General features: G+C 40.4%; 23 protein-coding genes and 1 other annotated feature. Of the genes, 8 read left to right on the top strand and 15 right to left on the bottom strand.

All coding sequences use genetic code 11. The annotated features are described in order from the left end of the window. Nucleotides 1–54: 54 nt before the first annotated feature. On the bottom strand, nucleotides 55–1,740 hold the full coding sequence (gene ezrA, locus CEF22_RS05680; protein WP_100402094.1) for a septation ring formation regulator EzrA: 1,686 nt from the start codon (nucleotides 1,738–1,740) through the stop codon (nucleotides 55–57). A gap of 192 nt (nucleotides 1,741–1,932) precedes the next feature. On the opposite strand from ezrA, the gene hisJ reads away from it, so the two are divergent. Continuing rightward, nucleotides 1,933–2,724 (top strand): histidinol-phosphatase HisJ, encoded by a 792-nt coding sequence (hisJ, locus tag CEF22_RS05675; RefSeq protein WP_100402093.1) that lies wholly within the window; start codon nucleotides 1,933–1,935, stop codon nucleotides 2,722–2,724. Nucleotides 2,725–2,832: 108 nt separating this feature from the next. Here hisJ and CEF22_RS05670 read toward each other — a convergent pair whose 3' ends face one another. Beyond that, nucleotides 2,833–4,659 (bottom strand): sensor domain-containing diguanylate cyclase, encoded by a 1,827-nt coding sequence (locus CEF22_RS05670; protein ID WP_100402092.1) that lies wholly within the window; start codon nucleotides 4,657–4,659, stop codon nucleotides 2,833–2,835. 367 nt (nucleotides 4,660–5,026) lie between these two features. Here CEF22_RS05670 and rpsD point away from each other — a divergent pair, with 367 nt between their 5' ends. After that, nucleotides 5,027–5,629, top strand: coding sequence for a 30S ribosomal protein S4 (gene rpsD / locus CEF22_RS05665; protein ID WP_100402091.1), 603 nt, complete (start codon nucleotides 5,027–5,029; stop codon nucleotides 5,627–5,629). Nucleotides 5,630–5,907: 278 nt separating this feature from the next. Here the strand turns inward: rpsD and CEF22_RS05660 are convergent, their stop codons facing one another. Continuing rightward, nucleotides 5,908–6,213 carry a hypothetical protein gene (locus CEF22_RS05660; protein ID WP_100402090.1) on the bottom strand — a complete coding sequence of 102 codons (306 nt, stop codon included), beginning with the start codon at nucleotides 6,211–6,213 and terminating at the stop codon, nucleotides 5,908–5,910. Between the two features lie 637 nt (nucleotides 6,214–6,850). Here CEF22_RS05660 and CEF22_RS05655 point away from each other — a divergent pair. After that, nucleotides 6,851–7,066, top strand: a complete 216-nt coding sequence (locus CEF22_RS05655; RefSeq protein ID WP_100402089.1) for an aspartyl-phosphate phosphatase Spo0E family protein — start codon at nucleotides 6,851–6,853, stop codon at nucleotides 7,064–7,066. Between the two features lie 77 nt (nucleotides 7,067–7,143). Here the strand turns inward: CEF22_RS05655 and tyrS are convergent, their stop codons facing one another. Together tyrS and acsA are read right to left on the bottom strand one after the other, a co-directional pair. After that, nucleotides 7,144–8,403 carry a tyrosine--tRNA ligase gene (gene tyrS / locus CEF22_RS05650; RefSeq protein WP_100402088.1) on the bottom strand — a complete coding sequence of 420 codons (1,260 nt, stop codon included), beginning with the start codon at nucleotides 8,401–8,403 and terminating at the stop codon, nucleotides 7,144–7,146. Nucleotides 8,404–8,467: 64 nt separating this feature from the next. Continuing rightward, nucleotides 8,468–8,685, bottom strand: a binding site (T-box leader). A 122-nt stretch (nucleotides 8,686–8,807) separates the two neighbouring features. Next, nucleotides 8,808–10,526, bottom strand: coding sequence for an acetate--CoA ligase (acsA, locus tag CEF22_RS05645; protein WP_095477414.1), 1,719 nt, complete (start codon nucleotides 10,524–10,526; stop codon nucleotides 8,808–8,810). Nucleotides 10,527–10,717: 191 nt separating this feature from the next. Here acsA and CEF22_RS05640 point away from each other — a divergent pair, with 191 nt between their 5' ends. From CEF22_RS05640 to CEF22_RS05630, 3 genes are read left to right on the top strand one after another with little or no spacing between them, the layout of a single operon-like run. Further along, nucleotides 10,718–11,350 carry a GNAT family N-acetyltransferase gene (locus CEF22_RS05640; RefSeq protein WP_100402087.1) on the top strand — a complete coding sequence of 211 codons (633 nt, stop codon included), beginning with the start codon at nucleotides 10,718–10,720 and terminating at the stop codon, nucleotides 11,348–11,350. 20 nt (nucleotides 11,351–11,370) lie between these two features. Continuing rightward, entirely contained in the window at nucleotides 11,371–12,018 is a 648-nt protein-coding gene (locus CEF22_RS05635) for an acetoin utilization AcuB family protein (protein ID WP_095477410.1), read from the top strand. Then, nucleotides 12,015–13,172 (top strand): acetoin utilization protein AcuC, encoded by a 1,158-nt coding sequence (locus CEF22_RS05630; RefSeq protein ID WP_100402086.1) that lies wholly within the window; start codon nucleotides 12,015–12,017, stop codon nucleotides 13,170–13,172. Before CEF22_RS05635 ends, CEF22_RS05630 begins: the two co-directional genes overlap by 4 nt. Before the next feature lie 67 nt (nucleotides 13,173–13,239). Here CEF22_RS05630 and motS read toward each other — a convergent pair whose 3' ends face one another. The 4 genes from motS to CEF22_RS05610 all read right to left on the bottom strand — a co-directional run bounded on the left by motS (nucleotide 13,240) and on the right by CEF22_RS05610 (nucleotide 16,978). Further along, nucleotides 13,240–13,959 (bottom strand): flagellar motor protein MotS, encoded by a 720-nt coding sequence (motS, locus tag CEF22_RS05625; protein ID WP_100402085.1) that lies wholly within the window; start codon nucleotides 13,957–13,959, stop codon nucleotides 13,240–13,242. Then, nucleotides 13,956–14,765, bottom strand: a complete 810-nt coding sequence (gene motP / locus CEF22_RS05620; RefSeq protein ID WP_100402084.1) for a flagellar motor protein MotP — start codon at nucleotides 14,763–14,765, stop codon at nucleotides 13,956–13,958. The genes motS and motP overlap by 4 nt, the downstream gene beginning before the upstream one ends. A gap of 62 nt (nucleotides 14,766–14,827) precedes the next feature. Next, nucleotides 14,828–15,826 carry a catabolite control protein A gene (gene ccpA / locus CEF22_RS05615; protein ID WP_095477647.1) on the bottom strand — a complete coding sequence of 333 codons (999 nt, stop codon included), beginning with the start codon at nucleotides 15,824–15,826 and terminating at the stop codon, nucleotides 14,828–14,830. Nucleotides 15,827–15,901: 75 nt separating this feature from the next. Then, nucleotides 15,902–16,978: a bifunctional 3-deoxy-7-phosphoheptulonate synthase/chorismate mutase gene (locus CEF22_RS05610; protein ID WP_094834315.1), complete on the bottom strand. Its 1,077-nt coding sequence runs from the start codon at nucleotides 16,976–16,978 to the stop codon at nucleotides 15,902–15,904. A gap of 261 nt (nucleotides 16,979–17,239) precedes the next feature. Here CEF22_RS05610 and CEF22_RS05605 point away from each other — a divergent pair, with 261 nt between their 5' ends. After that, the gene (locus tag CEF22_RS05605; RefSeq protein WP_100402083.1) at nucleotides 17,240–19,390 is read left to right on the top strand and encodes a cell division protein FtsA; all 2,151 of its coding nucleotides are present in this window, start codon (nucleotides 17,240–17,242) and stop codon (nucleotides 19,388–19,390) included. Between the two features lie 331 nt (nucleotides 19,391–19,721). Here the strand turns inward: CEF22_RS05605 and ytxJ are convergent, their stop codons facing one another. The 3 genes from ytxJ to CEF22_RS05590 form a co-directional block, all read right to left on the bottom strand. After that, on the bottom strand, nucleotides 19,722–20,036 hold the full coding sequence (gene ytxJ / locus CEF22_RS05600; RefSeq protein WP_100402082.1) for a bacillithiol system redox-active protein YtxJ: 315 nt from the start codon (nucleotides 20,034–20,036) through the stop codon (nucleotides 19,722–19,724). A gap of 92 nt (nucleotides 20,037–20,128) precedes the next feature. Then, the gene (locus CEF22_RS05595) at nucleotides 20,129–20,653 is read right to left on the bottom strand and encodes a YtxH domain-containing protein (RefSeq protein WP_157843176.1); all 525 of its coding nucleotides are present in this window, start codon (nucleotides 20,651–20,653) and stop codon (nucleotides 20,129–20,131) included. A gap of 19 nt (nucleotides 20,654–20,672) precedes the next feature. After that, nucleotides 20,673–21,152: a DUF948 domain-containing protein gene (locus tag CEF22_RS05590; protein WP_100402080.1), complete on the bottom strand. Its 480-nt coding sequence runs from the start codon at nucleotides 21,150–21,152 to the stop codon at nucleotides 20,673–20,675. Nucleotides 21,153–21,336: 184 nt separating this feature from the next. Here CEF22_RS05590 and CEF22_RS18910 point away from each other — a divergent pair, with 184 nt between their 5' ends. After that, complete coding sequence (locus CEF22_RS18910) at nucleotides 21,337–21,462, top strand: hypothetical protein (RefSeq protein ID WP_269799369.1); 126 nt, start codon at nucleotides 21,337–21,339, stop codon at nucleotides 21,460–21,462. A gap of 185 nt (nucleotides 21,463–21,647) precedes the next feature. Here CEF22_RS18910 and murC read toward each other — a convergent pair whose 3' ends face one another. The 3 genes from murC to CEF22_RS05575 all read right to left on the bottom strand — a co-directional run bounded on the left by murC (nucleotide 21,648) and on the right by CEF22_RS05575 (nucleotide 26,865). After that, the gene (murC, locus tag CEF22_RS05585) at nucleotides 21,648–22,952 is read right to left on the bottom strand and encodes a UDP-N-acetylmuramate--L-alanine ligase (RefSeq protein ID WP_100402079.1); all 1,305 of its coding nucleotides are present in this window, start codon (nucleotides 22,950–22,952) and stop codon (nucleotides 21,648–21,650) included. Nucleotides 22,953–23,107: 155 nt separating this feature from the next. Beyond that, nucleotides 23,108–24,208 (bottom strand): nicotinate phosphoribosyltransferase, encoded by a 1,101-nt coding sequence (locus tag CEF22_RS05580; protein ID WP_100402078.1) that lies wholly within the window; start codon nucleotides 24,206–24,208, stop codon nucleotides 23,108–23,110. Between the two features lie 137 nt (nucleotides 24,209–24,345). Continuing rightward, on the bottom strand, nucleotides 24,346–26,865 hold the full coding sequence (locus CEF22_RS05575) for a DNA translocase FtsK (protein WP_442857395.1): 2,520 nt from the start codon (nucleotides 26,863–26,865) through the stop codon (nucleotides 24,346–24,348). Between the last annotated feature and the right edge of the window lie 12 nt (nucleotides 26,866–26,877).

Below are 26,877 nucleotides of genomic sequence, written 5' to 3'. Positions count from 1 at the left end.
GTTAATGCGGGATAGACAAAAGGGGCGTCCTTAACGGATACGCCCCTTTTCTTATTAACCGTTCATCATTTTCTCAAGCTTTTTTAACCCTTTTGGATCGACTTTATCGATAGCTGTTGCCGCTTCTTCTAGTGCCGCCCGGTAATCATAATTTCTAAATGCGAGCTCCGCTTGATTAAGCTGCGAGCTGATCGCAGGATGTGAACGTTTGTATCGGTTACCATATTGAATAATTTTTTCAGCAAGTTCTGCTTGTTCAATCATTTCTTCCGTCTTCTTCTCTAAATGCTCTACTGATTGTAGCGCTTCTCGTAGCTTATCCTGAACCTGCTTCATGTTTAAAGGCTTTTCATTCAAACAGTCCACGACCTCATCGACTCGCCCCTTCGCTTCTTTCGTCAAAGATTGATAAAATTCTGGTACGCCTGGCATATTGCTTTTTTGAATCGTCCGGAAAATATCATTAACCTTTCTCCGAAGTTCCAGCAGTTGATCACGTGCCTCCATCTCATCTTTGCGAAGAGTCTGTAAAAAGTGAGTAAAGCTTGTTTGTTCTTTTTGCAATTCTTTTAGCTGATCATGGATTTCCTTTAGCTCATCATGCAAAAAGGAGTAAGCGGTTTTTTGCTGAACGATTCTTGATTCAAGGATATCATATTTTTTGACCACTCGAAAAAGCTCCTCCTCGATCTTATGAGGGAGACCCGCTTCTTCTTCGATTAACTGATAGCTTTGGCGAACGGCGTCTGTTTCATCTTGCAATTGTTCATTCGCTTGTTGTAGCTGCTCAATTTTTTCTCTCGTTGATTCGTTATTTTCGATAATAAAGTGTTTCGCATCGACTTCTTTTTCTAGCAAATCATAGAAAAAGTCAATGCTATCTTTTACATCACGGATACCTTCTTCAACTTCATGTGTATCCGTTTTAATGATATATTCCTTAAACCGCTCAAGCTGTTCACGCAAATCAGTAATTTCTTTCTCAATATGTAAATGATCAAGTAAATAACCACTTTTCTTCATCTCTCGATAGCCTGTCTGAATCTCATCAAGCTGTGAAGGTAACAGATTAGTCGTTTCCGATAACAATACAGGGACTCGCTCCATGTTATGTAGGATCAGATTCATGTCTTCTTGTAGCTTAAGAATCGTCTCTCTTGCCTCCAAATAATTCCCTTCATTTGTTAAATCTTCAAATTTATCAAATTGCGAAGATAAGGCATCCAGTTGGACTTCAAATATCGGAGCTGCTTTTCCAAATGTGTGACGGTGAGCAAGTAGCTGCTTTCTCGCTGCTCGTTGCTTCTCTTTAATCTCTTCACTTTCTTTTCGGTTTTGCTCTTCACTACCGATCAACACTTTCAGTTCAGCGATGATCGTATTCACTTTCTCTTCCGACTGCTCCAATTGATAAGAAATCTCTTCATTGACCTCTCTTGCTTTACCAAAGCGATATTTATTTAACCATTCCTCTGCTTCAAACAATTTTTCATCCACGTTCGGAAGCTCTTCTGCTAACACTTCATCCCACATTGCACGCCAGCGATCAAACAGCTCTTCCGTTTGACCAGTCATGTTTAACTGCTTCACTTTTGTCAACTCATCAGATACAGGCCGATTCATTAACTCGATTTTCTTTTGCTCAAGCTCATCAATTTGCTTGAACAGCTTCCTTCTATTTATGTAGGCAATAATTAAAAGTATGGCTACTAATAATATTCCGCCAATTACATATTTCATGTTAAGCCCCCTGTTCTTCTATCAAAAAATCAATCTATACCTTTTCTATTATCAATGTGGATAATCCGCTCTCAATACTACTAATGATATCATGTATTTGACTTTTTTTAATGACAAAATTCGTTTTTTTCGCCTAGTTTCGAAAAAATTTGTTACACTTGTTTAATGAATAGATAATCTGGAGGAACAACGATGAAACGAGATGGGCATATTCACACCCCCTTTTGTCCGCATGGATCAAAAGATGCTTTAAATCATTATGTAGAAGCCGCTATTCGTCAAGGGTTTCGTGAAATTACCTTCACTGAGCATGCACCGCTGCCAGAAGGATTTATCGATACGACCCCGACAAAGGATAGTGCCATGGAGCTTTCTGTCATGGAGAAATATTTAAGTGCCGTTCAACAGCTACAAAAAGAGTACAAACAAGACTTGACCGTTCACCTTGGACTAGAAGTAGATTATATTGAAAGCTTCGAGAAGGAGACGACACAATTCTTAAATGAATACGGGCCCTACCTCGATGACTCGATTCTTTCTGTCCATTTCTTAAAACACAAGCAAAATTGGTACTGTCTCGACTATAGTGATGACGTATTTGAAGAGATGACTACCATTTTCGGTTCGGTGTCAGCCATTTATCAAAATTATTTTCACACGGTGCATCAATCGATTTTAGCTGATCTCGGCTCATATAAACCGAAACGAATCGGACATATGACGCTTGTCCATAAATTCCAACAGAAATTCCCTTGTACGAAAGATTTCAGCGCTGAAATTGATGGAATTTTACGAAAAGCGAAACTTTATCACTACGAACTTGACTATAACGGGGCGGGCATCGTCAAACCTTTATGCGGCGAAACATATCCACCAGCAGAAATAGCTGCCAAAGCAAAAGCACTAGGAATTCCATTAGTGTATGGATCAGATGCCCACTCCGCCAAAGGAATTGGCCAAGGAAGCGAACAAATTCAACTATAACCCTTGACTAAATACACCAAGCAATAACCACCACTAAAAAGACCTACCTTTACCACCAAATGAGCCCTAAAAGAGGACACCCATTTGATAGAAGGTAGGTCTTTCACTTTATTGATCATTTGAACAAATAATCACTTTGTTCTTCCCAGTTTTTTTCGCTTTATAGAGCGCTTCATCCGCTTGATTAAATAACACTTTAACACTGCTCGGTTGTTCTTTAGACCAGTAAGCCACACCGCAGGAAATCGTCACCCTTGGGTTCGTTGAACGAGCGACACTTTCTACTAATTGCTTAGCAATCGCCACTCCTTCTTCCAAAGATTTCTCTGGAAAATAGATGGCGAGCTCCTCTCCTCCCCAACGAGCGGCAATATCGTTTTCTCCTGTTGTTTTTCCGATGAGCTGTGCTACTTGAATAATTGTCTCATCACCTGTTTGATGACCATACGTGTCGTTAATGGCTTTGAAATCATCAATATCTATTAATAAAAACGTTCCTTCTTCATCTTTTGCAATCGATTCGGAAATAGAACGATCTAAATAATTTCGAGAAAACAGCTTCGTCAAGTGATCGGTAATAACAAGCTTCTCTAACTCATCTCGTAACATGGCATTTGTTAAACCGAGAGTCGAGTGATGAATTAACGATTGTAACAACTTGTACATATCAAACGTAAACCCATAAGCTTCCTGCTTCAAAACAATACAAAAGCCTTTCAACACATTTCCATGAACCATCGGCACAACCATTAAAGAACGGTAAAGAAGATGTTCTTCTTCTAATTTCCCTGCTAACTCTCCAACGAAAAAAGAATCCTTTTCTTTTTGAATTCGCTTCCAAGCGTATTCAATGTATCGTTGTCCTTCATTTTCATGGAAAAACTCACTACTACCTGGAAGTATTTCCATTCCTTCATCATCTATAAACACAAACCCAACCGCCGAAGCTTGAAAAAAACGCGCAATTTGATCATTCAAATATTGGGTCGTATCAGTAAAACGTAATGTCGAATTCAGTTGGTGCGACGTTGCATTAATCAACTGCAAATCAGCAATCAATTTCCGTGACTGCTCATACAATTTAGCTTTTTCGATCGCACTCCCACCTGTATTAGCCAAAATCCGAATAAAATCTTTTTCACTTTCTAATATCTGTCTTTCAATTGGGATCTTCACTTGTAAAACCCCATACACCCCTTGCTTGCCCATCAATGGTGCATAAAGAATAGAAGATTTTCTTCCTGGACGCTGCTCTAACTGCACTTTACCATTTATATAAGCTGACATCGCTTCTTCACTTGCTCGTTCAAAATTAAAATGCTCCGTCGGTAATTCTTTATATCGGTCATCAATCGCTAATAAGAAGTGATACGCATATTTAGGAAATACTCGTTCAAGCGTGGACAATATTTCACCAAGTACGTATTCAATATCTAAAGACGAATGAAATTTCTCTGTCACGTTAAATAATTCTTTATATCTTTTTTCATTATTCGTTCCAAAAGTCATTTGTTTGATAAAGGTGATAAATTCATTCGTTGCTTGCACAAAGGAACTCAATTGCTCATCGGTGAACTCTTCAAGTAATGCGTCGGGTACTTGTAAAAATAAATATAGCTCATTACCATCCGAAAATCGAAAGCTAAGATTTCCTTTTTTAGGTAAGTTTTCCCCTTTAAGAAAAGGAACTGTAAACGCTTGATAAACGGAATCGTACTCATCTCTAGCTATTTTTTCTACATCGATACATCCGGAGTATAGGTGTTCCACCCGATATAATGTGATCTCGTCTGTTTTAAATAGCAAACGAACAAGATCGAGCCACTCCTGGACAAGCTGTTCCGGAGTTATTAAACTTTTTTGACTTTGAATGATTAACTGAAATAGCATCGCTTTATAGTTCATTAACCATTCAACTTTATCATTACTATCCATCTTAATCCCACCTACATTTCTTTTCGGATAGAGATCTTCTCATATTTAATCGGTGAATCACCAGTCACCTTTGATGATTATAACATATTTCCTCCGACTAAAGTTTTATAAAGCGGTTTTATTCTCAAGATAATAGATATTGACATGTATAAAATAAAATTATATACTATTCTTTGTGTAAAATAAATGCAGCCTAAGTGAACACTTTACGAATTCATTTTGTTCCTTGATCTTGAGCGATCAAAGGTGCATCGCGTAACCCTCTGCTGCTGGGGCGATGGTGCATGAAAACAAAATGACCGAATTGCTGTCTCACCCGGTTTTTATTTTACAACAAAATAAAAACATTTAAAGGAGGAGCTATATTATGGCTCGTTATACTGGCTCAACTTGGAAATTATCTCGCCGCCTAGGAATCTCTCTTAGCGGAACAGGAAAAGAATTAGAAAAGCGTCCTTACGCACCTGGACAACATGGTCCAAACCAACGTAAAAAACTTTCTGAATACGGTTTACAATTACAAGAGAAGCAAAAACTTCGTCATATGTATGGAGTAAATGAGCGTCAATTCCGTAACCTATTCGTAAAAGCTGGTAAAATGAAAGGTGTATACGGCGAAAACTTCATGATCCTTCTTGAAACTCGCCTAGATAACCTAGTTTACCGTCTTGGTTTAGCTCGTACTCGCCGTCAAGCTCGTCAGCTTGTTAACCACGGTCACGTAACGGTTGATGGTCAACGCGTTGATATCCCATCTTACCAAGTAAAACCAAACCAAGTGATTTCTATTCGCGAGAAATCAAGAAGCCTTGAAATCGTTAAGGAAGCAATCGAAGTAAACAACTTCGTTCCTGAGTACTTAACTTTCGACGCTGACAAATTAGAAGGTACATTCACTCGCCTTCCTGAGCGTGCTGAATTATCAGCTGAAATCAACGAATCTCTAATCGTAGAGTTCTACTCTCGTTAATAAGAACTACGTTGCATTTAGCAAAACAAAATCCCCCAAAAGACTTGATATAATAAGTTTTTGGGGGATTTTATTATTTTTCTCACTTTGCATTGAATGACAAAGAGGACTGTTTCGGAAATAGATTGTATAAAATTATTCAACGTAATTTCATCATTACAATTTCTTTTAAATAAATTATAATGCAAAAATTTACTCCTTTTCACCGCTCATTAAAATAAGTTTATCACATACAGGTTATAGACTTTTGTACAGACCCAAAAGAGATCATTAGTAAACTAACGATCTCTCTCCCATATTATCTTGCCGTCTATACTTATTACTCTGGGCTCGTCTATTTCTGATACTTCATAGAGTAACCCGGATTGTATATTGTATTTTCTTGATTTCTGGGAATGTCTAATAATCTCGTCAATGCGAAATGCAGTTGCCCAATACTCTTTGTAGTCGTGCTCACCCTCTTCTCCAATGAATGTTTCGTACATTGTATCTAGTGATGCCATAATGGAGAAGTCATCATCCCATTCTATGCCCATTTTAGCCATATACGGATACTTCGCAATAACAGACATTAATCTACTCATTAATTACACCTCTTTTTTAAACCTTAATCATCCAGCAGCTCCTATACTAACCGAACTCATAATCTCACTCGTATTTTTGCTTCTGTATCCCTTCCCTCATAGTCGAAATGATCTTATCGCCGTTATGTGTCAGCTAGCTTAACGGTCCTACTTTTGCGTCGAAAAACGTTAAGAATTCGCGTACTTTACTTACCTAACACGCTTTTTATGGTTTTTGATACCAGATAATACACCTGGCAATCTATCTACTATATTGTACCATACAGCTTTTCAGTCACCTCATAAAATAGCTAAACTAGCGATACACAAGTGATATAAGCCGCCTTTATGTTCGTACTTTCTAAAATTTCATTATTTAAATCTAAAATGAAGAACCCTTTTTCTTTAGGAAACTTAATACAAATTGAAACTCATAAAAAAAGGACTGACGATCCCATCAGTCCCGACTGCAAATGACCAGTCAATGTGACCCAAGGTGCTACCTCAAGTCTTATATATAATATGAAAAGCGGAAGACAAGTGTTCCTCATTCACTCCTTGCTACATAACCAGCCTAGATCTTAAAAGTTACGAAAAAACTCTTCCATAACTTTGAAAAATTGTGTATATTATTACCTGTTGGGTTTTCCAGTTAAAAATGATTAATGGGAGAGATTGTAAGTTGGAAACACAAAAGACTTGTCACCATTTAATGAGCCAAATAGACTCTAAGCGAAATTTAATGATTTCAACAGGATTAATGAAAGGTCTGGGCAGTTCAGAAACGATACGCTACAGCCAAGAACTCGACAAACTAATTATTCGCTTCCAAAAGAATTGTAATTGTTGGAATAAATTTTTATTGATAGATTAATTAATATCAAAAAAGCAGGCTACCGAGCATTTCGCGTTAGCCTGCTTTGATTTTATATGATCGATTCATACAAACAATTAGTATTTAATTAAGAAATATTTCTTTTTCCCACGACGGATGATCGTAAATTTACCTTCCATTTTATCTGCTTCAGATAAAACGTAGCTTGTATCTGTCACTTTGTCACCGTTAATGGATACCGCTCCATTTTGAATATCTTCACGCGCTTGACGCTTCGATGGTGAAATACGAGCAGAGACAAGCAATTCAACAAGTGCTAGCTCTTCTTCGTTCGCTGGTTCATAGGACGGCACATCTTTAAAACCTTGTGCGATTTCCGCAGCCGTTAAGTTTTTCACATCGCCGCTAAATAGCGCTGCAGAGATTTTGATCGCTTGTTCTAGCGCCTCTTGGCCATGAATTAAGCGTGTCATTTCTTCTGCTAATGCTTTTTGTGCTTTTCTTAAATGCGCTTCTTCTTGCATTGATGCTTCTAGGGCTTCAATCGTTTCTGGCGTTAAGAAGGTGAAAATTTTCAAGTATTTCACGACATCCGCATCCGCTGTGTTAATCCAGAATTGGTAAAACTCATATGGAGATGTTTTTTCCGGATCCAACCAAATCGCGCCGCTCTCTGTTTTACCAAATTTCGTTCCATCGGCTTTTGTCACAAGTGGAATCGTCATACCGAATGCCTTTTCCCCTTCAGGACTCATTTTGCGAATCATTTCTAAGCCTGTTGTAATATTGCCCCATTGATCGCTTCCACCTATTTGCATTTTACAATTATGGTTTTCGTATAAATGATAGAAATCCATCGCTTGTAAAATCGTGTAAGCAAACTCAGTGAAAGAAATACCAGAGTCTAGTCGTGAAGAAACAATGTCTTTCGCTAACATGTAGTTAACGCCGATGTTCTTACCAAAGTCACGCAAGAATGTTACTACATCCATTGAGCCGACCCAATCATTGTTATTAACTAACTTTGCTCCATTCTCACCTGAGAAATCAAAAATCTTCTCTAATTGCTTTTTAATGCATGATACATTGTGCTCGACCATTTCAGGCGTTTGCAGCTTTCTTTCTTCACGTTTGCCGCTCGGGTCACCAATCATCCCTGTCGCTCCACCAACTAATACAATTGGACAATGTCCATGATTTTGAAAACGACGAAGCGTTAAAAATGGCAGTAAATGTCCAATATGCATACTGTCTGCTGTTGGGTCCACTCCACAATATAGAGAAACACTCTCTTTGTTTAAAAGCTCTTTCATACCTTCTTCATCTGTTTGTTGGTAAACAATCCCACGCCATTCTAATTCCTGCATTAAATCCATTGATCATCTTCCCTTCTTTTTATTAGCGTTTTTGACACAAATACAAAAAACGCCCCTGCAATCATGCAGGGACGCTATATGTATGCGCGGTACCACCCAAGCTTGAGAAACTATATTTCTCCACTTCATTGAAATAACGGCCAGGCCGTTTGCTGCTACTAAAAGGTTCGCAACAAAAGCTACAGGGGGTAATTCATTCAACTATTTGTACTGGTTCTCACCAACCACCAGCTCTCTGAACAACAGGGATAGCGAACTACTAAATCCTATCAACGCTTTAAGTATATTTAAATGTTATAAGTCATATTGTAAACAAAGAACGAAGAAGATGTCAAACAAGTTTTTTAAAAATGTAAAATAACACCTAAAAAAAGCGACCCACTTGAGGTCGCTTTTTTCTACTATTAATCTTCCATTGTGGATAAGTCACCTGTTGGGAGGTCAAGTTCCCAAGCTTTTAACACGCGACGCATAATTTTTCCGCTGCGAGTTTTCGGGAGCTTGTCACGGAATTCGATTTCACGTGGTGCCGCATGTGCCGCTAAGCCTGTTTTCACAAATTGACGAATCTCTTCTTTCAATTCATCAGAAGGCTCATAGCCATCCATTAACGCGACAAACGCTTTAATAATTTCTCCGCGAACAGGATCAGGTTTACCAATTACCCCTGCTTCTGCGATAGCTGGATGCTCAATAAGCTTGCTTTCCACTTCAAATGGACCAACACGCTCACCCGCTGTCATAATGACATCATCAACACGTCCTTGGAACCAGAAGTAGCCGTCTTCATCCATATAAGCAGAATCTCCTGAAACATACCAGTCACCTGGCATAAAATAAGATTCATATTTTTCAGGATTGTTCCAAACGGAAACCATCATGGATGGCCAGCCTTTTTTAATTGCTAAGTTACCCATGCGATTTGGTGGAAGCTCATTACCTTGGTCATCAACAATCGCTGCTTTTACCCCTGGAATTGGTTTACCCATTGACCCTGGTCTAATCTCCATGCACGGATAGTTACAAATCACTTGTGCTCCCGTTTCTGTCATCCACCATGTATCATGAATACGCAGATCGAACACTTTTGATCCCCAACGAACCACTTCTGGGTTCAACGGTTCTCCGACACTTAAAATGTGACGAAGAGCACTTAAATCAAATTTCTTTACCAACTCATCACCAGCGCCCATTAACATCCGAAACGCTGTTGGTGCACTATACCACACCGTTACACCATACTCCTCAAGCGTTTTGTACCAATTTTCTGGACTAAAACGACCGCCAACTACAACGTTTGTTGTTCCCGTTAACCACGGTCCGAAAATACCATAAGCTGTACCTGTTACCCAACCTGGATCAGCTGTGCACCAATACACATCGTTCTCTTGTAAATCAAGCACCCATTTAGCCGTTTGGTATTGTTGAATCATCGCCCGATGCACATGCAAAATCCCTTTAGGCTTTCCTGTAGAACCTGATGTATAATGTAAAATCATCCCATCATCGAGTTCCATCCATTCTACCTCGAAAGAACGATCCGCATTTTTCATTTTTGCTTTAAAGTCAACAAATTTCCCTTCTGTTTGTACATTGTCCCCAACAAGGAAAATGGTTTCCAAGGCAGGGAGCTCAGCTACAGGGACACGCTCTAATAATTCAGGTGTTGTCACAAGCACTTTCGCTTCACTATCCTCTAAACGATCACGAACGGCTCCTTCCATAAAGGCTTCAAATAACGGGCCAACAATAGCTCCGACTTTAATCGCCCCAAGCACAGTAAAGTAAAGCTCTGGCGATCGTGGCATAAAGACAAATACGCGATCCCCTTTTTCTACACCGCCAAATTGCTTTAGGACATTCGCTGCTTGATTTGAATAGTCTCTCATATGTTCAAACGTATAGCTTTCCTGACGATCCGCATCACGATAATATAAAGCTACTTGATCTTTGCGCTCAGATGAAGCATGACGGTCAATCGCTTCATAGGCAATGTTTACTTTCCCGGTTTCTGACCAAGAAAAGTGCTGTTCAGTTTCCTTCCAATCAAAAGACGAGTACACCTCATCATAGTTTTTCAGGTTAAAATGCCCTGGTTTCACTGTTAGCGCTTCCAACTTCATTGACCGACTCCCCTTTATGTAAGAATTTGTTTCTATGATACTATCATATTTGTATTTTCTCAATTTTTCAACAAATTTGTTTCAGAAAAATAACACCTGCTCTTACATATCTGAAAAATTAGATGAAAACGCTTTACATATCCAATTTTTATGTATAATGAAGATATGGAAATAATCAAGGCGGTGACTAAATGGAGCATACAAAGAGGTTTCATTCAAAAGAACTAGAAACGAAGGAAGGAACTTTAATTATCGAAGGGCCTGTTTCTTCAGAATCGTTGGCAGGTATGACTTTTCACGAAGGACTCGTTGCTTTTAGACAGCCTGAACAACAACACCAAGCCATTGTAGAAATTGCTGCATTACCTGAAGGACGAATTATTATTGCTAGAGAAGGCAGCGTCATTGTTGGATATGTCACATTTCTATACCCTGATCCGCTAGAGCGCTGGTCAGAGGCCAACCTTGAAAATATGATTGAACTAGGAGCGATTGAAGTCATTCCAAAATACCGCGGCGCTCATGTCGGAAAAAATTTATTACGCCTTTCCATGCTTGATGACGCGATGGAAGACTACATCATTATCACCACAGAATATTACTGGCACTGGGACTTGAAAGGAACAGGCTTGAACGTGTGGGAATATCGAAAAATTATGGAAAAAATGATGAACGCTGGAGGATTGGAATGGTATGCCACTGATGATCCTGAAATTAGCTCCCATCCAGCTAACTGCTTAATGGTCAGGATCGGCCAAAGAATCGACCAAGCGTCCATTCAAAAGTTTGACCAAATTCGCTTTATGAATCGCTTCATGTATTAAATTTAAAGGAGGACGTGACTATGTTATTAGAAGAGATTATGAAATCGGAAGTACATACACTATCTCCAAACGACAAAATTGGCACGGCTTTAAACCTTTTAAGAAAACAGAAAATCCGCCATATTCCTATCGTAGATGAAACAGGGCACCTTGTTGGTCTAGTAACGGATCGTGATGTGAAAGAAGCCACTCCATCTATTTTACAAAAGGAAACAAGCGAAAATGAACTAAATAAACCATTAAGTCTCATTATGGAGAAAAATGTAATTACTGGTCATCCACTTGACTTTGTCGAAGATGCAGCTGCTACATTATATGAATATGACATTAGCTGCTTGCCTATTATTCAAGGGGGAGAGCTCGTCGGCATCATTACTGAAACAGACGTGCTACATACGTTTGTTGAGCTAACGGGAGCAAATCAAATAGGCTCAAGAATTGAAGTCAAAGTTCCAAACAAACCAGGCATGCTATTTGAAGTCGTCAATGTATTGAAAAAGAGACGAGCAAATATTCACAGCGTGCTTGTTTATCCAGATAAACAAGACGACCAATTTAAAATTGTCGTCCTTCGTGTACGAACAATGAATCCAATCGGGGTGATTGATGATCTAAAAAAGGAAGGACATATTGTTCTATGGCCTAATATGCCTGGAGTCTCTCTATGACAAAACAAGCTGTATTCGTGCATTCGGACCAATCGTTATCTTATCGCTTTTCAGAAAATCACCCCTTTAATCAGTTTAGATTGACGTTAACGATTGACCTATTAAAAAAAATCAATGCCCTTCAAGATGAGGACATCATTCCTCCTCGTATGGCCACCGTTGAAGAGCTAGAACTGATTCATGACCCAGCGTATGTGAAAGCTGTACAACAAGCTGGACAAGGTCAGCTATCTCTTGATGTCGCTGAAGGATATGGACTTGGCACAGAGGATACACCCATCTTTGAAGGAATGCACGAAGCGAGCGCTTTTCTTGTCGGTGGCACATTAACAGCAGCTGATGCCGTTATGCAAGGAGTGGCTAAATACGCCCTTCACTTAGGAGGAGGGTTACATCATGGCTTTCGTGGCAAGGCTTCCGGCTTTTGCATTTACAATGACAGCTCCGTTGCGATTAAATACTTACAAGAGAAATATAATGCTAGAGTTCTTTATATCGATACAGATGCCCACCATGGAGACGGCGTTCAATGGTCTTTTTACGATGACCCAAATGTTTGTACGCTCTCGATCCATGAAACAGGGCGCTATTTATTTCCGGGAACAGGCAATGTAAACGAACGTGGACACGGAAAAGGATATGGCTATTCATTCAACCTCCCATTAGACGCTTTTACCGAAGATGAATCTTGGCTAGAAGCCTATGAAACATCCATGTGGGAAGTGGCTGAATTTTTCAAACCAGATGTTATTTTAACGCAAAATGGAGCCGATTCTCATTATTTCGATCCATTGACACATCTATCTGCTACTATGGAGATTTATCGGCGGATTCCACGAATTTCAAGAGAAATCGCGGATAAGTATTGTGAAGGGCGCTGGATTGCCGTTGGTGGTGGCGGCTATGACATTTGGCGTGTCGTTCCTCGAGCTTGGTCAAGAATCTGGTTAGAAATGACTGAAAAGTCCCACTTTTCAGGCCCCTTACCAAAACAATGGTTAGAACATTGGCAGCCGAAAGCGCCCGTGCCACTTCCTCTTTCATGGGAAGATCCAAAAGATATGTATCCACCGATCCCACGCAAACCGGAAATCGAGGAAAAAAATCGCATTACATTAAACAAAGCGCTGTATCCATTGCGCAAGCATACCTAGTTCATATCTCCACAAAAAAAGCTGACTTCCCACACTCTAGTATAAGTGTTAGGAAGCCAGCTCTTTTTCATTGATTTTCGGTATACTTGGGGTCTGTAATAATAATTTCGACTCGTCGGTTTTTTTGCATATTCTCAGAACTTGTATTCGGTACAAGCGGCCTTGTATCTCCGTAACCAACTGCAATGAATCGCTTCGCATCAATCTTATGATTAGCGCTTAAAAAGCGAATCACACTGCTCGCTCGGGCGCTAGAAAGCTCCCAATTGGAAGGATAGTAAGTATTTTTAATCGGACGATTATCCGTATGTCCTTCCACTTTAATAATATTCGGTTTCGATTCAAGCATTTTACCGATTTGATTTAAAAAGGAATGGGCTTCATCTAGCACGACAGCATCAGCCGTATTAAAAAGAATTTTCTCTTGTAGGACAAGGACAACGCCTCGTTCTGTTCGAGTAGCAGTCGCTACATCCTCTAGTCCATTGTCTTTTAAATACTGTTGAACTTCTTTTGCTAGCTTATCGAGCGACTCTTTTTCTTTTTGGCCTTGCTCTTGTTTCATTTCCTCCGCTGGATACTCTCCAGGAACGATAGAGGGTTGATTTTCAAACGCTGCTTGTTGTCTAAATGACTGAGCAATCGCTTTAAATTTAACAATATCAATTTGCGACATCGAAAATAATAAGATAAAGAATACAAGCACGAGTGTGACAAGATCGGCAAATGTCACCATCCACTTCGGAGCACCCTTTGACTTCTTGGGCGGACGACGTCTGGTGATCATGCTTCAACCGCCTCACTCGAGCCTAATTTCCCGCTTGCTCTTCTTTCTTCAGTTGATAAGAAGGCTGCTAACTTTTCTTGTAAAATTTTTGGGTTTTGTCCTGCTTGTACACCGACAACACCTTCTATAATGATCTGACGATAAAACACTTCATTTTCCGTTTTCAATTCTAATTTCGCTGCCATCGGTAAAAATACAAGATTGGCAAGCAGCGATCCGTAGAAAGTAGTCAGTAGTGCTACTGCCATGTTAGGCCCTAATGTTGTCGGGTCATTTAAGTTTTTCAACATTAAAACTAACCCAATTAATGTACCGATCATTCCCCAAGCCGGAGCGTATTCTCCAGCTTTCTCCAACAAGCTTCTACCTTTACGATGACGCTCCTCAAGAGCGATAATTTCCGCATTCATAATGTCTACCAACATTTCTTGTTCAATTCCGTCTACCGCTAGTAGGATGCCTTTTTTCAAAAACTCATCTTGCTCGTCATTCAAGCTTGTCTCAAGCGATAACAAGCCTTCACGGCGCGCCTTTTCAGACAGTTTCACAAACCGTTGAATTAATCCTTCTATATCTGTTTCTTGCTGCTGAAAAGACTGCCCCATCACATTAAACATATGTTTAATGTCTTTCAGTGGAAAATTGATTAATAAAGCAGCGGATAATCCACCAAATACAATTAGTATAGAGGGTAAGTGCATAAAGGATGAAAAACCCTCGACACCTCCGCTTGTAATAATCGCAAAGGCTAATAAAATGAATCCGATGACAATTCCTATCGGTGTCAATGCATCAAACTTTTTCATTGTTCCTCCCCTATTCCCTTAAGAAAGCATACTTCTACTTATCTTTAATATCGGTGGAAAACTTACTTTGTTGACCCTCTTTTTTCAATTCGATGCGGCAGGACGACAATCGAGCTTTCTACCTCTTCCTTATTCATATATTTCGTTAATAATCTCATCGCTACAGCACCGATATCGTACAATGGCTGGATCACAGATGTTAGTTGCGGTCGTACCATTAAAGACAAGCGGGAGCTATCAAAGCTAATGATTTCAAGATCATCTGGAATCTTCACTCCACTATCCTGTGCGCCATGAACAACTCCTAATGCCATTTCATCGTTATTAACGAATACAGCTGTAGGTTTAGATGATAACTGCTGAATCTTTTTCCATGCTTCTAATCCAGAGTCATACGTATAATCACCTTCAATGATGAGTTCTTCTTCCATCGGTAGGCCTGCTTCCTCAAGCGCCTTCTTATATCCTTTAATGACATACTCTTTGTTAATCGTATCATTTAAAGGACTAGCAACGTAGGCAATCCGCTTATGCCCTTCATCAATCAGTAGCTTCACCGCATCATAAGCTGCTTCTTCGTAATTCGTATTGACAGAAGGAATTTGTCCAGACATTTCAACCGACCCAGCTAATACGACCGGCACGGGTGAGCGTTTAAATTCTTCAACATGCTCCTCTGTAATTTGGCCTCCCATAAATACAAGCCCATCGACTTGCTTGCCAAGCATCGTATTAATTAAGTGTAGCTCTTTATCTTTATTTTGATCCGAATTACTTAAGATAATATTGTACTTATACATTGTGGCAATATCTTCAATCCCCCTCGCTAATTCCGCATAAAAAATATTCGAAATATCAGGGATGATTACCCCAACTGTCGTCGTTTTCTTGCTAGCGAGTCCACGCGCGACTGCATTAGGGCGATAACCAAGCCTCTCAATCACATCAAGTACTTTCTTTCTTGTTGCAGGTTTCACATTCGGATTTCCGTTAACTACACGAGAAACTGTCGCCATTGATACGTTGGCCTCTCTTGCTACATCGTATATAGTAACATTCATAATTTTCAACATTCTCCTTTAAACATTCTTTCTTCTCTATATTAACGAAAAAAAACTCCTGTGAAAACACAGGAGTTACGCTTTTACAGGAATTGCTTTCATAATTTCCTTATAAAATTCATCAAATTGTTGCAAATTCATTTGCTGAGCAGAGTCAGACAATGCTACAGCTGGGTCTGGATGCACTTCTGCCATCACACCATCAGCACCGATCGCAAGGGCTGCTTTAGCTGTTGGAATGAGTAAATCGCGTCTACCTGTTGAATGAGTCACATCAACAAACACTGGTAAATGCGTTTCTTGCTTCAAAATTGGTACCGCTGAAATATCTAACGTATTTCTTGTTGCACGCTCGTACGTACGAATACCACGTTCACAAAGCATAATTTGATCGTTTCCGCGAGAGATGATGTACTCCGCTGCGTTAATAAATTCTTCAATCGTTGCCGCTAAACCACGTTTTAATAATACCGGCTTTTTCACTTCTCCAGCCGCTTTCAACAATTCAAAGTTTTGCATGTTACGTGCACCGATTTGAATGACGTCAATGTAGTCACAAGCAAGCTCAATATCAGCAGGATTGACGATTTCACTAACAACCGCTAAATCGAATTCATCTGCGACTTTCTTCAAAATCTTCAAGCCTTCTACACCAAGACCTTGGAAGTCATAAGGAGAAGTACGAGGTTTGAAAGCACCTCCGCGAATGAGCTTCAACCCTTTATCTTTAATTGATTGCGCCACTTGAGCCACTTGCTCATACGACTCTACCGCACAAGGACCGAACACAAATGTTGGTGCCCCTTTACCAACTTCTTCTCCGCGAATTTCCACGATTGTATCTTCTGGTTTCTTTTTACGAGACACAAGAAGTGCTTTGCGATGGTCATCTTGTTGGAGCTCAAGTCCTGCTTTAAAGATTTGCTTGAACAAATGCTCAACTGTCGATGTTTCAAACGGCCCCTCATTGCTTTCAATAATCTTATTTAACATTGCTCGCTCGCGAACAGGATCATAACGATTGACTCCTTGCTTTTCTTTTACACGACCAATCTCTTGAACTAACTTAGCACGTTCGCTAATTAATTTTAGTAACTCCACATTCATCTCGTCTACACGTTGTCTTAACTGATCTAATTCTTGGTTACTCATTTTCCTCATCCTTCCCTCTGGTTGATTTCATAATTTTCAAATAACTAACATTTGAACGACCCTAACAACTAGCCACAGCTCTTTTTTATGAAAGAATCGTAAAAGACCGTATTAGAATGGATCATTTTGTTATATATTTTATATATTAGGGACTATTATAAAACAAAGATATTAAAATGTCACGAAAAAGTTACTTCAATCGTTAAACGCTTTTAAGCATTAAAGCAGAAGAGCAAATATTTAAGAAGCAGGTGATTCATTTTGGTTCAATCCAATCGTATATTTTCCTTAGATATCGGTACAAGATCCGTCGTCGGCATGATTCTCGAACAAGAGGGAGATCAGTTTCATGTCCTTGATATGGTAATGTATGAGCATAAAAAACGTTCCATGCTTGATGGTCAAATTCAAGACATCCCCTCTGTCGCAGCGATCATTGCCAAAATTAAAGCAGAACTAGAAGAAAAGCATGGCCCATTAACGAAAGCTTGTGTGGCCGCTGCCGGACGGGCGTTACAAACGGAAACATCCCAAGCTACCATTCAAGTAGCCGGGAAACCGATGACACATGAAGATGTGCTTCACCTCGAGCTATCCGCGGTTCAAGAGGCGCAAGTAAAAGCCGCTAAAAATCAGCAGCTCGATCAGCATCGCCACTACTATTGTGTCGGCTATTCTGTTCTTTATTATCGATTAGATGGAGATGAAATTGCGAGTTTAATAGATCAACAATGTACGGATGCCTCCGTCGAGATCATTGCGACCTTTTTACCACGTGTTGTCGTCGAATCATTAATTGCTGCGTTAGCGAGAGCAGATTTAGAAATAGAAGCATTGACGTTAGAACCAATTGCTGCTATTCACGTACTCGTTCCGCCATCGATGCGCCGCTTAAACATTGCCCTCGTGGATATTGGAGCTGGTACCTCTGATATCGCTATCACCAGTTCTGGAACAGTTATTTCTTATGGGATGGTGCCAACTGCTGGAGATGAAATTACCGAAGCATTAAGCGACCATTTTTTACTCGATTTCCCAATCGCTGAACGAGTGAAACGAGAGCTAGAAACAGAAGAAACGATTAAAATAACGGATATATTAGGTTTTGAGACGTTGTTCTCAAAAAACGAGGTATTAGATCAGATTCATGGAGCAGTCAACCGATTAGCGGAAGCGATTCATCAAGAAATCATTCGATTAAATAACGGAAATGCGCCACAAGCGGTGATGATGGTTGGGGGCGGGAGCTTAACCCCAGGGCTACGCCAACTGTTAGCGGAAAAGCTCGAACTAGCCGACAACCGCGTGGCAATTAGAGGTACGGATGCGATCAATGAGCTAACCATGGCGGACGAAATTACGCATGCCCCAACACTCGTTACACCGATTGGGATCGCCATTACATCAAAGCAACGACCGTTGCAATACAAAACGATTTATGTGAATGAACAGCCTGTTCGCCTGTTTGAATTAAACAAGCTAACAGCCGGAGATTGCTTATTAGCAGCCGGATTGAAGATCAATCAATTATATGGAAAACCTGGTCTTGCGATGATGGTGACGTATAATGGTCAATTATTAACGATTCCAGGAAAATATGGTCAACCACCTATTTTAAAGAAAAATGGACAGCCGTGCCGATTTGATGAAATCGTCCATCATCATGATAAGCTTGAGATTACAAAAGGAGAAGATGGACAATCGGCAAGTGTACAGCTCAAGGAATTGTTAGAGAGCACTACGAGCATTCAAGTCACTTTAAACGATGCAACGATCGAAGTTCCTTTATCTATTATTGTCAATGGAAAAGAAGCGAGCTTACATACAGACCTTGTTGATGGTGATATCATTGAAGCTCGCTATCCATCTGTCGCTGAATGGCTGCCTTCTCAACAGAAACAACAATGGCTCAACGAACTGGCTCCATTTTCTGTTATGATTAATCATAAAAAAACGTATTTTCCCTCTCTATCTGCCAAGATCCGAGTAAATGGACGAGAGGAAAGGCTATCCCAGCCTCTTCAAGATGGCTCGACAATCGAATGGATCCCTGCACCGAGAAGAACAGCGGCTGATATTGCTGCTTTAAAGCAATATTCATTCGAGCAATCGATTACCGTCTTCTTTAACGGCAAAGAAATGACGCTTACAAAGGATGCAACACGTTTTTATCGAGATGGAGATCTTCTACGACCAGATGATGCAGTCTATGCTGGAGATGAATTGATCGTGGAAACAGGTCAAACGCAAGGATTTATTTTTCAAGATTTGTTCCGTCATATCGATGTCGCCATTCCTGAGCAAGAAGGAAAGACGTTTCATATTTTGAAAAATAATGAAGCAACCACTTTTTACGAACCAATTCTTCCTGGAGATCAGCTTGAAATTAAATGGGAGATTATTAAGAAATAAAGTGAAACTTCAATCAGTGGGGGTTTTCTTCATCCCCCACTGATTGTTAGTTGAACGGATCGGGCGTTTACGGACTGTTGATCTCCCACGTACATGCCTGCGCTTTTTCTGCCCTGTTGAGGTGAGGATCTTACAGCCCGTTAATGCGGGATAAAGTGATCGTCCGTCTATACTAAAAAAACAGCGATGGAGCTGTCCAGAAAATCAGTTTTCACTGGTTTTCTGGATGCTTCTTTGATCTTACAAGAGGGTTCTTCGACTTTTTAGCCGTTTCTTTCACTTTACGAGCAATTTCTTCGACTTTTTCAGACACCCTGATCGCCGTTTTTGCTTATATTTCCTTCAATTGCTGCTTTGTAATTCTCCAATGGGAATCATTCCAAACTGGTTTTCCATCTTGAAAGAGAAATGCTTGTGGAGATTGATGAGTAATCATAAATTTGTCCGCAATATAGTTTGAAAGCTCCCTTGCCTCCTGCACGACTAAATAACAACCATTCTCTTCAGATGTCTCCGCTAAAAATGATTGAAATTCATCGTAGGCTTTACTGCTAACTGGACATGTTATGCTGTGTTTTAACAAGAAAAAGCGTTTATTCTCTTTGAGCAATTTTTCAAACTCTGTAACTTCTACTATATGATCCATTCTTCTCACCTTTCTTCAACTAAAATGACTTTACTGTTATTATACTTTTTATAAAAAATGAAAACAGCGAGGAGAACTCGCTGTTTTCATTTTTATTGATCCGCTTTATTTTCGCTATCAGCTGAAGCCGTTTGCTGAACTGTTTTTTCTGTATCATCAAAGGCTTTTTTCGTTTCTTCTAGCTTCTCTGTAACAGTAGCTGCCGCTTCCTGCAATGCCTCTTGCGGCTCGCTCACTTCCGCTACTTCAGTTACTTCTTGTTCTTGTTGATTGCTTGCTGGAGATAAGTTTTTTACTTTTTCCATCACGACGTTCGATTGCTCTTGGACAACCTTCGTTAAATTCGCAGTTTTATCCTTTACCTCAGCCGCCATATCATAGCCCTTCACTCGCGCGATATCTTTCCAATCACTCGCACGCTCTTTTAAAAAGTCAGTTTGAACATTAATGTCTTCACGAAGCTCCTTACCAGATTTCGGCGCTAAAAATAAAGCTGTAGCCGCACCTACCATCCCTCCGATTAATGCCCCGATTAAAAAATCCTTTGTATTCATGCTACCATCATCATAATTCGGATTTGCTTCATAGTTTTCATAGTTTAGATTCTTCTTTTTCATGACAGTCATCTCCTTTTAATTAATGGCTTCTTTGGCGCTCTTTAGCATCATTCACCAAGGCCTCATTTTTCATTGACACAGGTGATTGTTCTTTTCTTTCTTTAAACTTATCAACCATTTGTTTAACGACGCTTCCCCATTGTACCGCTTGAGAAATTTTGTGTTGATTCTTTTCTAACTCAGAAGCCACATTGGTCGTCACATTTTTAACTGATTGATTTAATTGTTGTACAGATGAACCAACATCTTTCACTGCATAAAAAACCGTATTCAGTTGTTCCGTTTTTTGCTGAATATCCTCAGCCAACACGTTTGTTTTATGTAGTAATTCCGTTGTTTCTGACGTCACACCTTGCATTTGTCCTTCTAAACGATCGACCGTTCTAGAAAGACTATCCAAAGTTTTGTCCACAGATTTCAATGTTTTTGACACATTCAAAACAAGAATGAAAAAAGCAATTGCCGCTACCGCAGCACTTAAATATAAAATAATTTCCATTCCGTGACACCTCCCTACGATTGTTATATTCATGAAGTTACCCTACTAAAAAAAGAATAAACCTACTCCACAAAAACTACTTCGACACCACCAACAAAAAATCCTGCTGGAAATAAAGAAAAGCGAAAGACGCCGTTTAGCGACGTATGGACTGGAATGATCCGCACGAGATAAAGGAAACACGATGAACGATAGTGAATCGATGTTGACTTATCGCAAGAAGGATCGTGGAAGTACACTAGTCGCTGGCGTCTGGAGCTGGACAATAAAGAAAAGCGGAGCCGACTGTCCAGACACGACAAGCAAATGACAGAATGACGGAATGGCGTTCTTCAGCCATGCAGTCAGGCTGGCATTTGACTCGAGTGTCTAGGAGGCGAAGCTGGACACCTAGAAAAGCGGAAGACGCCGTTTAGCGACGTATGGACTGGAATGATCCGCACGAAAAATCGAAAAAGGCTACCAGAATCAATCTAGCAGCCTTAAACCTTCTCTTTACGATTTAGCTATTGAGCTTTCATATGCCGCTTGGAATTTTTGAATATCTCCAGCTCCCATAAAGATGAGCACACTTCCTTGATGAGCATTCAACGAGGAAATCGTTTCTTCTTTAATTAGCTTGGCACCTGAAATTTTCTGCTGTAAATCTTCAATCGATAGCTTCCCATGATTCTCACGAGCAGAACCAAAAATATCGCATAGATAAACAGCATCCGCTCCACTCAAGCTGTCAGCGAAGTCTGCTAAAAACGTCTGAGTTCTTGAAAATGTATGCGGCTGGAAAACTGTTACGATTTCTCGTTCAGGATATTTCTGTCTAGCAGAATTGATCGTCGCTTTAATTTCTGTCGGGTGGTGAGCATAATCATCAATTAAAACTTGAGTACCGATCTGTTTTTCTGAAAAGCGACGTTTCACCCCTCCAAATGTTAACAAGCGAGCCTTGACGATCTCTGTATCAATTTCTTCATACTGACAAAGAGCGATCACAGCTAAAGCATTTAAAATGTTATGGTCACCGAACATCGGAATTTTAAACGTAGCATAGAACGTATTGCGAACAAACACATCAAACGTCGTACCTGTTGAGTCATGCTCTACATTTCGCGCTTGGAAATCATTCTCCTCGGCGAATCCATAAAATACAACTGGCACTTTCGCTTGAATGCCTTGTAAATGCTCATCATCACCACAGGCAAAAATCGCTTTCTTTACCTGCATGGCCATCTCTTGAAAAGCAGAGCAAACATCTGCCACATCAGCAAAGTAATCAGGATGATCAAAATCAATGTTTGTCATAATCGCGTAATCGGGATAATAGGATAAAAAGTGACGACGATATTCGCATGCTTCAAACACAAAATATTGCTCGTCGCTTTCTCCTTTCCCGGTACCATCCCCGATCAAAAACGAAGTGGGTTTCGCTCCGCTGACAACATGAGATAGCAAACCCGTTGTCGATGTTTTGCCATGTGCTCCTGTAATTGCCACGCTAATGCTTTGCTCCATGAATTCACCTAAAAATTGGTGATAGCGAACGACAGGAACGCCTAATTCATGTGCTCTAACAAGTTCTTCATGGTCATCTGGAAATGCATTCCCTGCAATCACCTTCATACCTTGCTGAATATTATCAGCGTCAAAAGGAAGAATAGGGATACCCGCTTCTTCTAAAGCTTGTTGTGTAAAGAAATATTTATCTACATCTGAACCTTGCACACGCTCTCCTTTATCGTGAAGCACTTGTGCTAGGGCGCTCATCCCTGAGCCTTTAATTCCTACAAAATGATAGGTTGTCATAATAGAACCTCCAACATTCGTCTATCCGTAAGCATTATATGTAAATAGCGCCTTTTTGCTCTATATAGACGACGGACAGTAAACTTTCACAGTAAATTATTATATCACTTTTTTCTGTCGATGACTATTCACACTAAAAACAAATACTGTAAATATTAAAACTCGACCTTCTCTAGGCGCGGATTGGGGCGATAACGTCGACCGGCCTTCGCCTGTGCTTCTCCGTTCAGCATCACAAGATCGCCTGTAAAACCGATATGGATTTTCAATAAACTGCTTCCTACACCATACATATCAACAGGAGCACCTTGCTTTTCAAATTCCATAATTCGGCTCTCATTAAATCCTCCAGAGACGACGATTTTCACGTGATGGAACCCTTCCTCATCCAGTGCACGACGCAACGCAAAAATCAACTCGGCATTGACCCCGCGTGGATCAAATGTTCCAAGCATTTCTTGATTTCTAAGGAAGTATTGATCGATCAACGTTCTTGACGTATCAACACGAACACCTTTTAATTTCGCACCAAATTCCCTTGCAACTTTCAATGAATCGGTAATCACATCATTGTTATAATCTACAAGAGCAATTAACTCATCATCAGGGAATGTTTCCTCATAAGCTCTTGTTGCCGCAACAATATCGCCATTAAACAATTGAATTAAGGCGTGCGGCATCGTTCCCATGCCTTCTTTGCCCCACCATTCATTCATCGCATGCGTCGCTTGAGCAGTAGAGCCACCAATATAAGCTGCATATCCATCTCCAGCCTGCTGCATAAAATGATCGTCACGATCGCCCATAAAAATAACCGGCTTTTGCTTACCAGAAAGCTCGGCTGCTTTTTTCACATTATACACACTTGTTGCCACGGACGTTCTGCGAGCCAAAATGCCGTCGATCATCCCTTCTAAATAACCAAATTCTTGATAGGGTCCTGTGATCGTTAAAACGGTTTCAAAAGGACGAATTTTATCGCCATCTTTTAATGAATGAATTTCTAACGTCTCTGGATGATCAGAAAATTCATGAATCAAAGCAATGACTTCATCCGTCCCGCAAAGAACAGCTTCACTCTTTTGAAAAAACTGCATAGTGACAGTATTGTCTTTATGATATTTATTGGCAAGTTCACGTGTTTTTAAAAAATAAACAGCAGAAAACCAGCCTTCCTTGACTCGCTCGTCAAATTTAAACGTACGATTTGTTAACCGTTTAATCTTCCCTTGCATCTTCCACTCGATTTCTTTCATTTGCTAAAAGCTCCCTCGTATTCACTAGTTCTCTCTTTTCTAATTCATACTGCTGAAAGACAGAGTGAACCATCCATCCCTACTTTGGTCCACTCTGTTATAGTCTGTTAGATACAAGTAAAGAATACCATGTATTATCATATTGTACTAGTGTCATTTATTGTTTGTAATTCTTCTTCCGATACGAGGACTTCTCGCGGTTTTCCGGCCCGTTGTTCCGACACAAACCCTTGTGTTTCCATCATTTCCATCAAACGCGCTGCGCGATTATAGCCGATTTTAAAATGTCTTTGTAAGAGCGAAGTCGATGCGCCCCCTTGATGAACGATAAACTCACACGCTTCAGGGAACAGCTCATCTTCTGTTTCTTGCACTTGCGCTTTTTTCAACAGCTCTTCCTGCTTAAATAAATAGTTCGGTTGCTGTTCTTTACGTACATGCTCAACAACCGCGTCAATTTCATCATCGGACACGAACGTACCTTGCAGACGGACTGTTTCTGAAGAGCCATTGTTTAAAAATAGCATATCACCGCGACCTAATAATTTTTCCGCTCCACCGCTATCAATAATGGTACGTGAATCAACTTGAGAAGAAACGGAAAAAGCAATTCGCGTAGGGATGTTCGCTTTAATCAGTCCAGTGATGACGTCCACACTTGGGCGCTGCGTGGCAACAATTAAATGAATTCCACAGGCGCGAGCTTTTTGGGCAATACGACAAATCGCTTCTTCGACATCCACAGGGGACATCATCATTAAATCTGCCAACTCATCAATAATAATCACGATAAACGGAAGGTGCTCACTTTTATTTCCTAGCTTTTCAGCTTTCTCGTTAAACTTAGCAATATCGCGAACACCAGCATGAACAAATAATTCATAGCGGCGCTCCATTTCTTCCACCGCCCATTTTAATGCAGCCGTTGCCGCTTTGACATCGGTAATAACCGGACTAACTAAATGAGGGATGCCGTTATATGGAGCTAATTCAACCATTTTTGGATCGATTAACAATAGCTTTAACTCATGTGGGGCTGCTTTATACAACAAACTCACAAGAATCGAGTTAATACACACACTTTTTCCTGAACCTGTTGCTCCCGCAATCAAACCATGTGGCATCTTCTTCAAGTCTAGTACGACTGGATCACCGGAAATATTTAATCCAAGCACCGAGGTCAGCGGAGAAGGATTATCATTAAACTCCTCACTTTTAATGATTTCACTAATTAACACTGGACGGCTTTCCTTGTTCGGTACTTCGATCCCAATCACTTGAGTACCTGGAATCGGTGCTTCAATCCGAAGATTACGAGCAGCTAAGCTTAGTTTAATATCATCGGATAGATTCGTAATTTTGCTCACTTTGACACCCGGCTCCGGCTCGACCTCAAATCGAGTAACGGATGGACCGACTGTCACATTGACGACGGAGGCTTTCACATTGAAATTTTTAAACGTTTCATTGAGCACATGACTTTGATGTTCGACCCACTCATGACTCACCTCTTGATACGAAGGTGGCTGTAAATAAGAGAGCTGTGGAAAAACATAATGCTCTGCCGTTGTCTCTGCTTCTATTTGTTCAGGTACAGCCCATGCTTCTTCTTGCGGTTTAACAGACTGAGCAGGTGCTAATGGTGGCTCATCCTCAATTTTAGAAGTAGCTGGCGGTACGGTGACAGCTTCTTTCGGCTGTTCTTGCTTACTTTTCCACAAATCTCGGTCTTGCTTAGACATGATCACATTAAACGGCGTTTGTCTTCGGCGCTGTTTTCGTTCCTCAGCACGAGACTGAACTTTCTCACCTGGTAATTTTCCTTCTTTATTGGAGATAGGTGCAGCCCATTCTTTTTGTTCTACTTGACTTACTTCATTTTTGATTGGCTCTTCCAATACATGAGAATGAATTTCATCATTCGAGACAAGTCGAGGCGATAGCGGCTCTTCTTCAACTCGTGACCGATCTTTCTCTACTTTTATCGGTTCCTCTATGCAAGTATCCGTTTCCTCATTGGTAACAACTTCAGATGGTAACCGCTCCTCCGTTTCTACTTCTTCTTGCTGAACAGATGGCGATGGTGGTAAGAAACTTCTCTCTGCTTCGATATCAAATACTTTTTTCTTGTCTTCCTCTTTAAACAACAGCAATGGTTCTTCCTGTGCTACTTGCTGTTGCATCGGCTCCTGCTGAACGGCAGGCTCGATCATTTCTTCTTCCTTGACAGGCCGTTGTTTAAATCCATAAATCGGCGATGGAATTTCTGTTGGTCTAAACGGTCGCTTAGACACTCGGCTCTCATAATCGATCGATTCGCCTGATGAATAAGGCTGCCTTGCTTTGGGCGCCTCCTCCCGAAAAGGCTGTCGTGACATTCGATCTCGTTTCGGACGCGGCCATTCATTTGAGTATGCTGGAAAACGAAACTCCCTTGACGGGTATTGGTACGTCACCTTTGTCACCATTTCAGGTCCATCTTTTTGCTTCAGCTTAAGCGGAACGAACGCTCGCTTCTCTTCCTTTTTCGGCGGTTCTGACGCTTCCTCTTTAACTTCTTCTTTCGTCTCTTCTTTCGTTTCTACTTCTTCATCTATTTCAATTTCAATTTCTTCTCGGAACAATCCCATAAACTTTTTAAACCAACTCAAGCTCATCACTCTTTCTAT

It is taken from the genome of Bacillus sp. FJAT-42315 (assembly GCF_002797375.1).
In the GTDB taxonomy this organism is placed as follows: Bacteria; Bacillota; Bacilli; order Bacillales; family Domibacillaceae; genus Bacillus_CE.
This window is presented reverse-complemented; position numbering and strand designations above follow the sequence as displayed.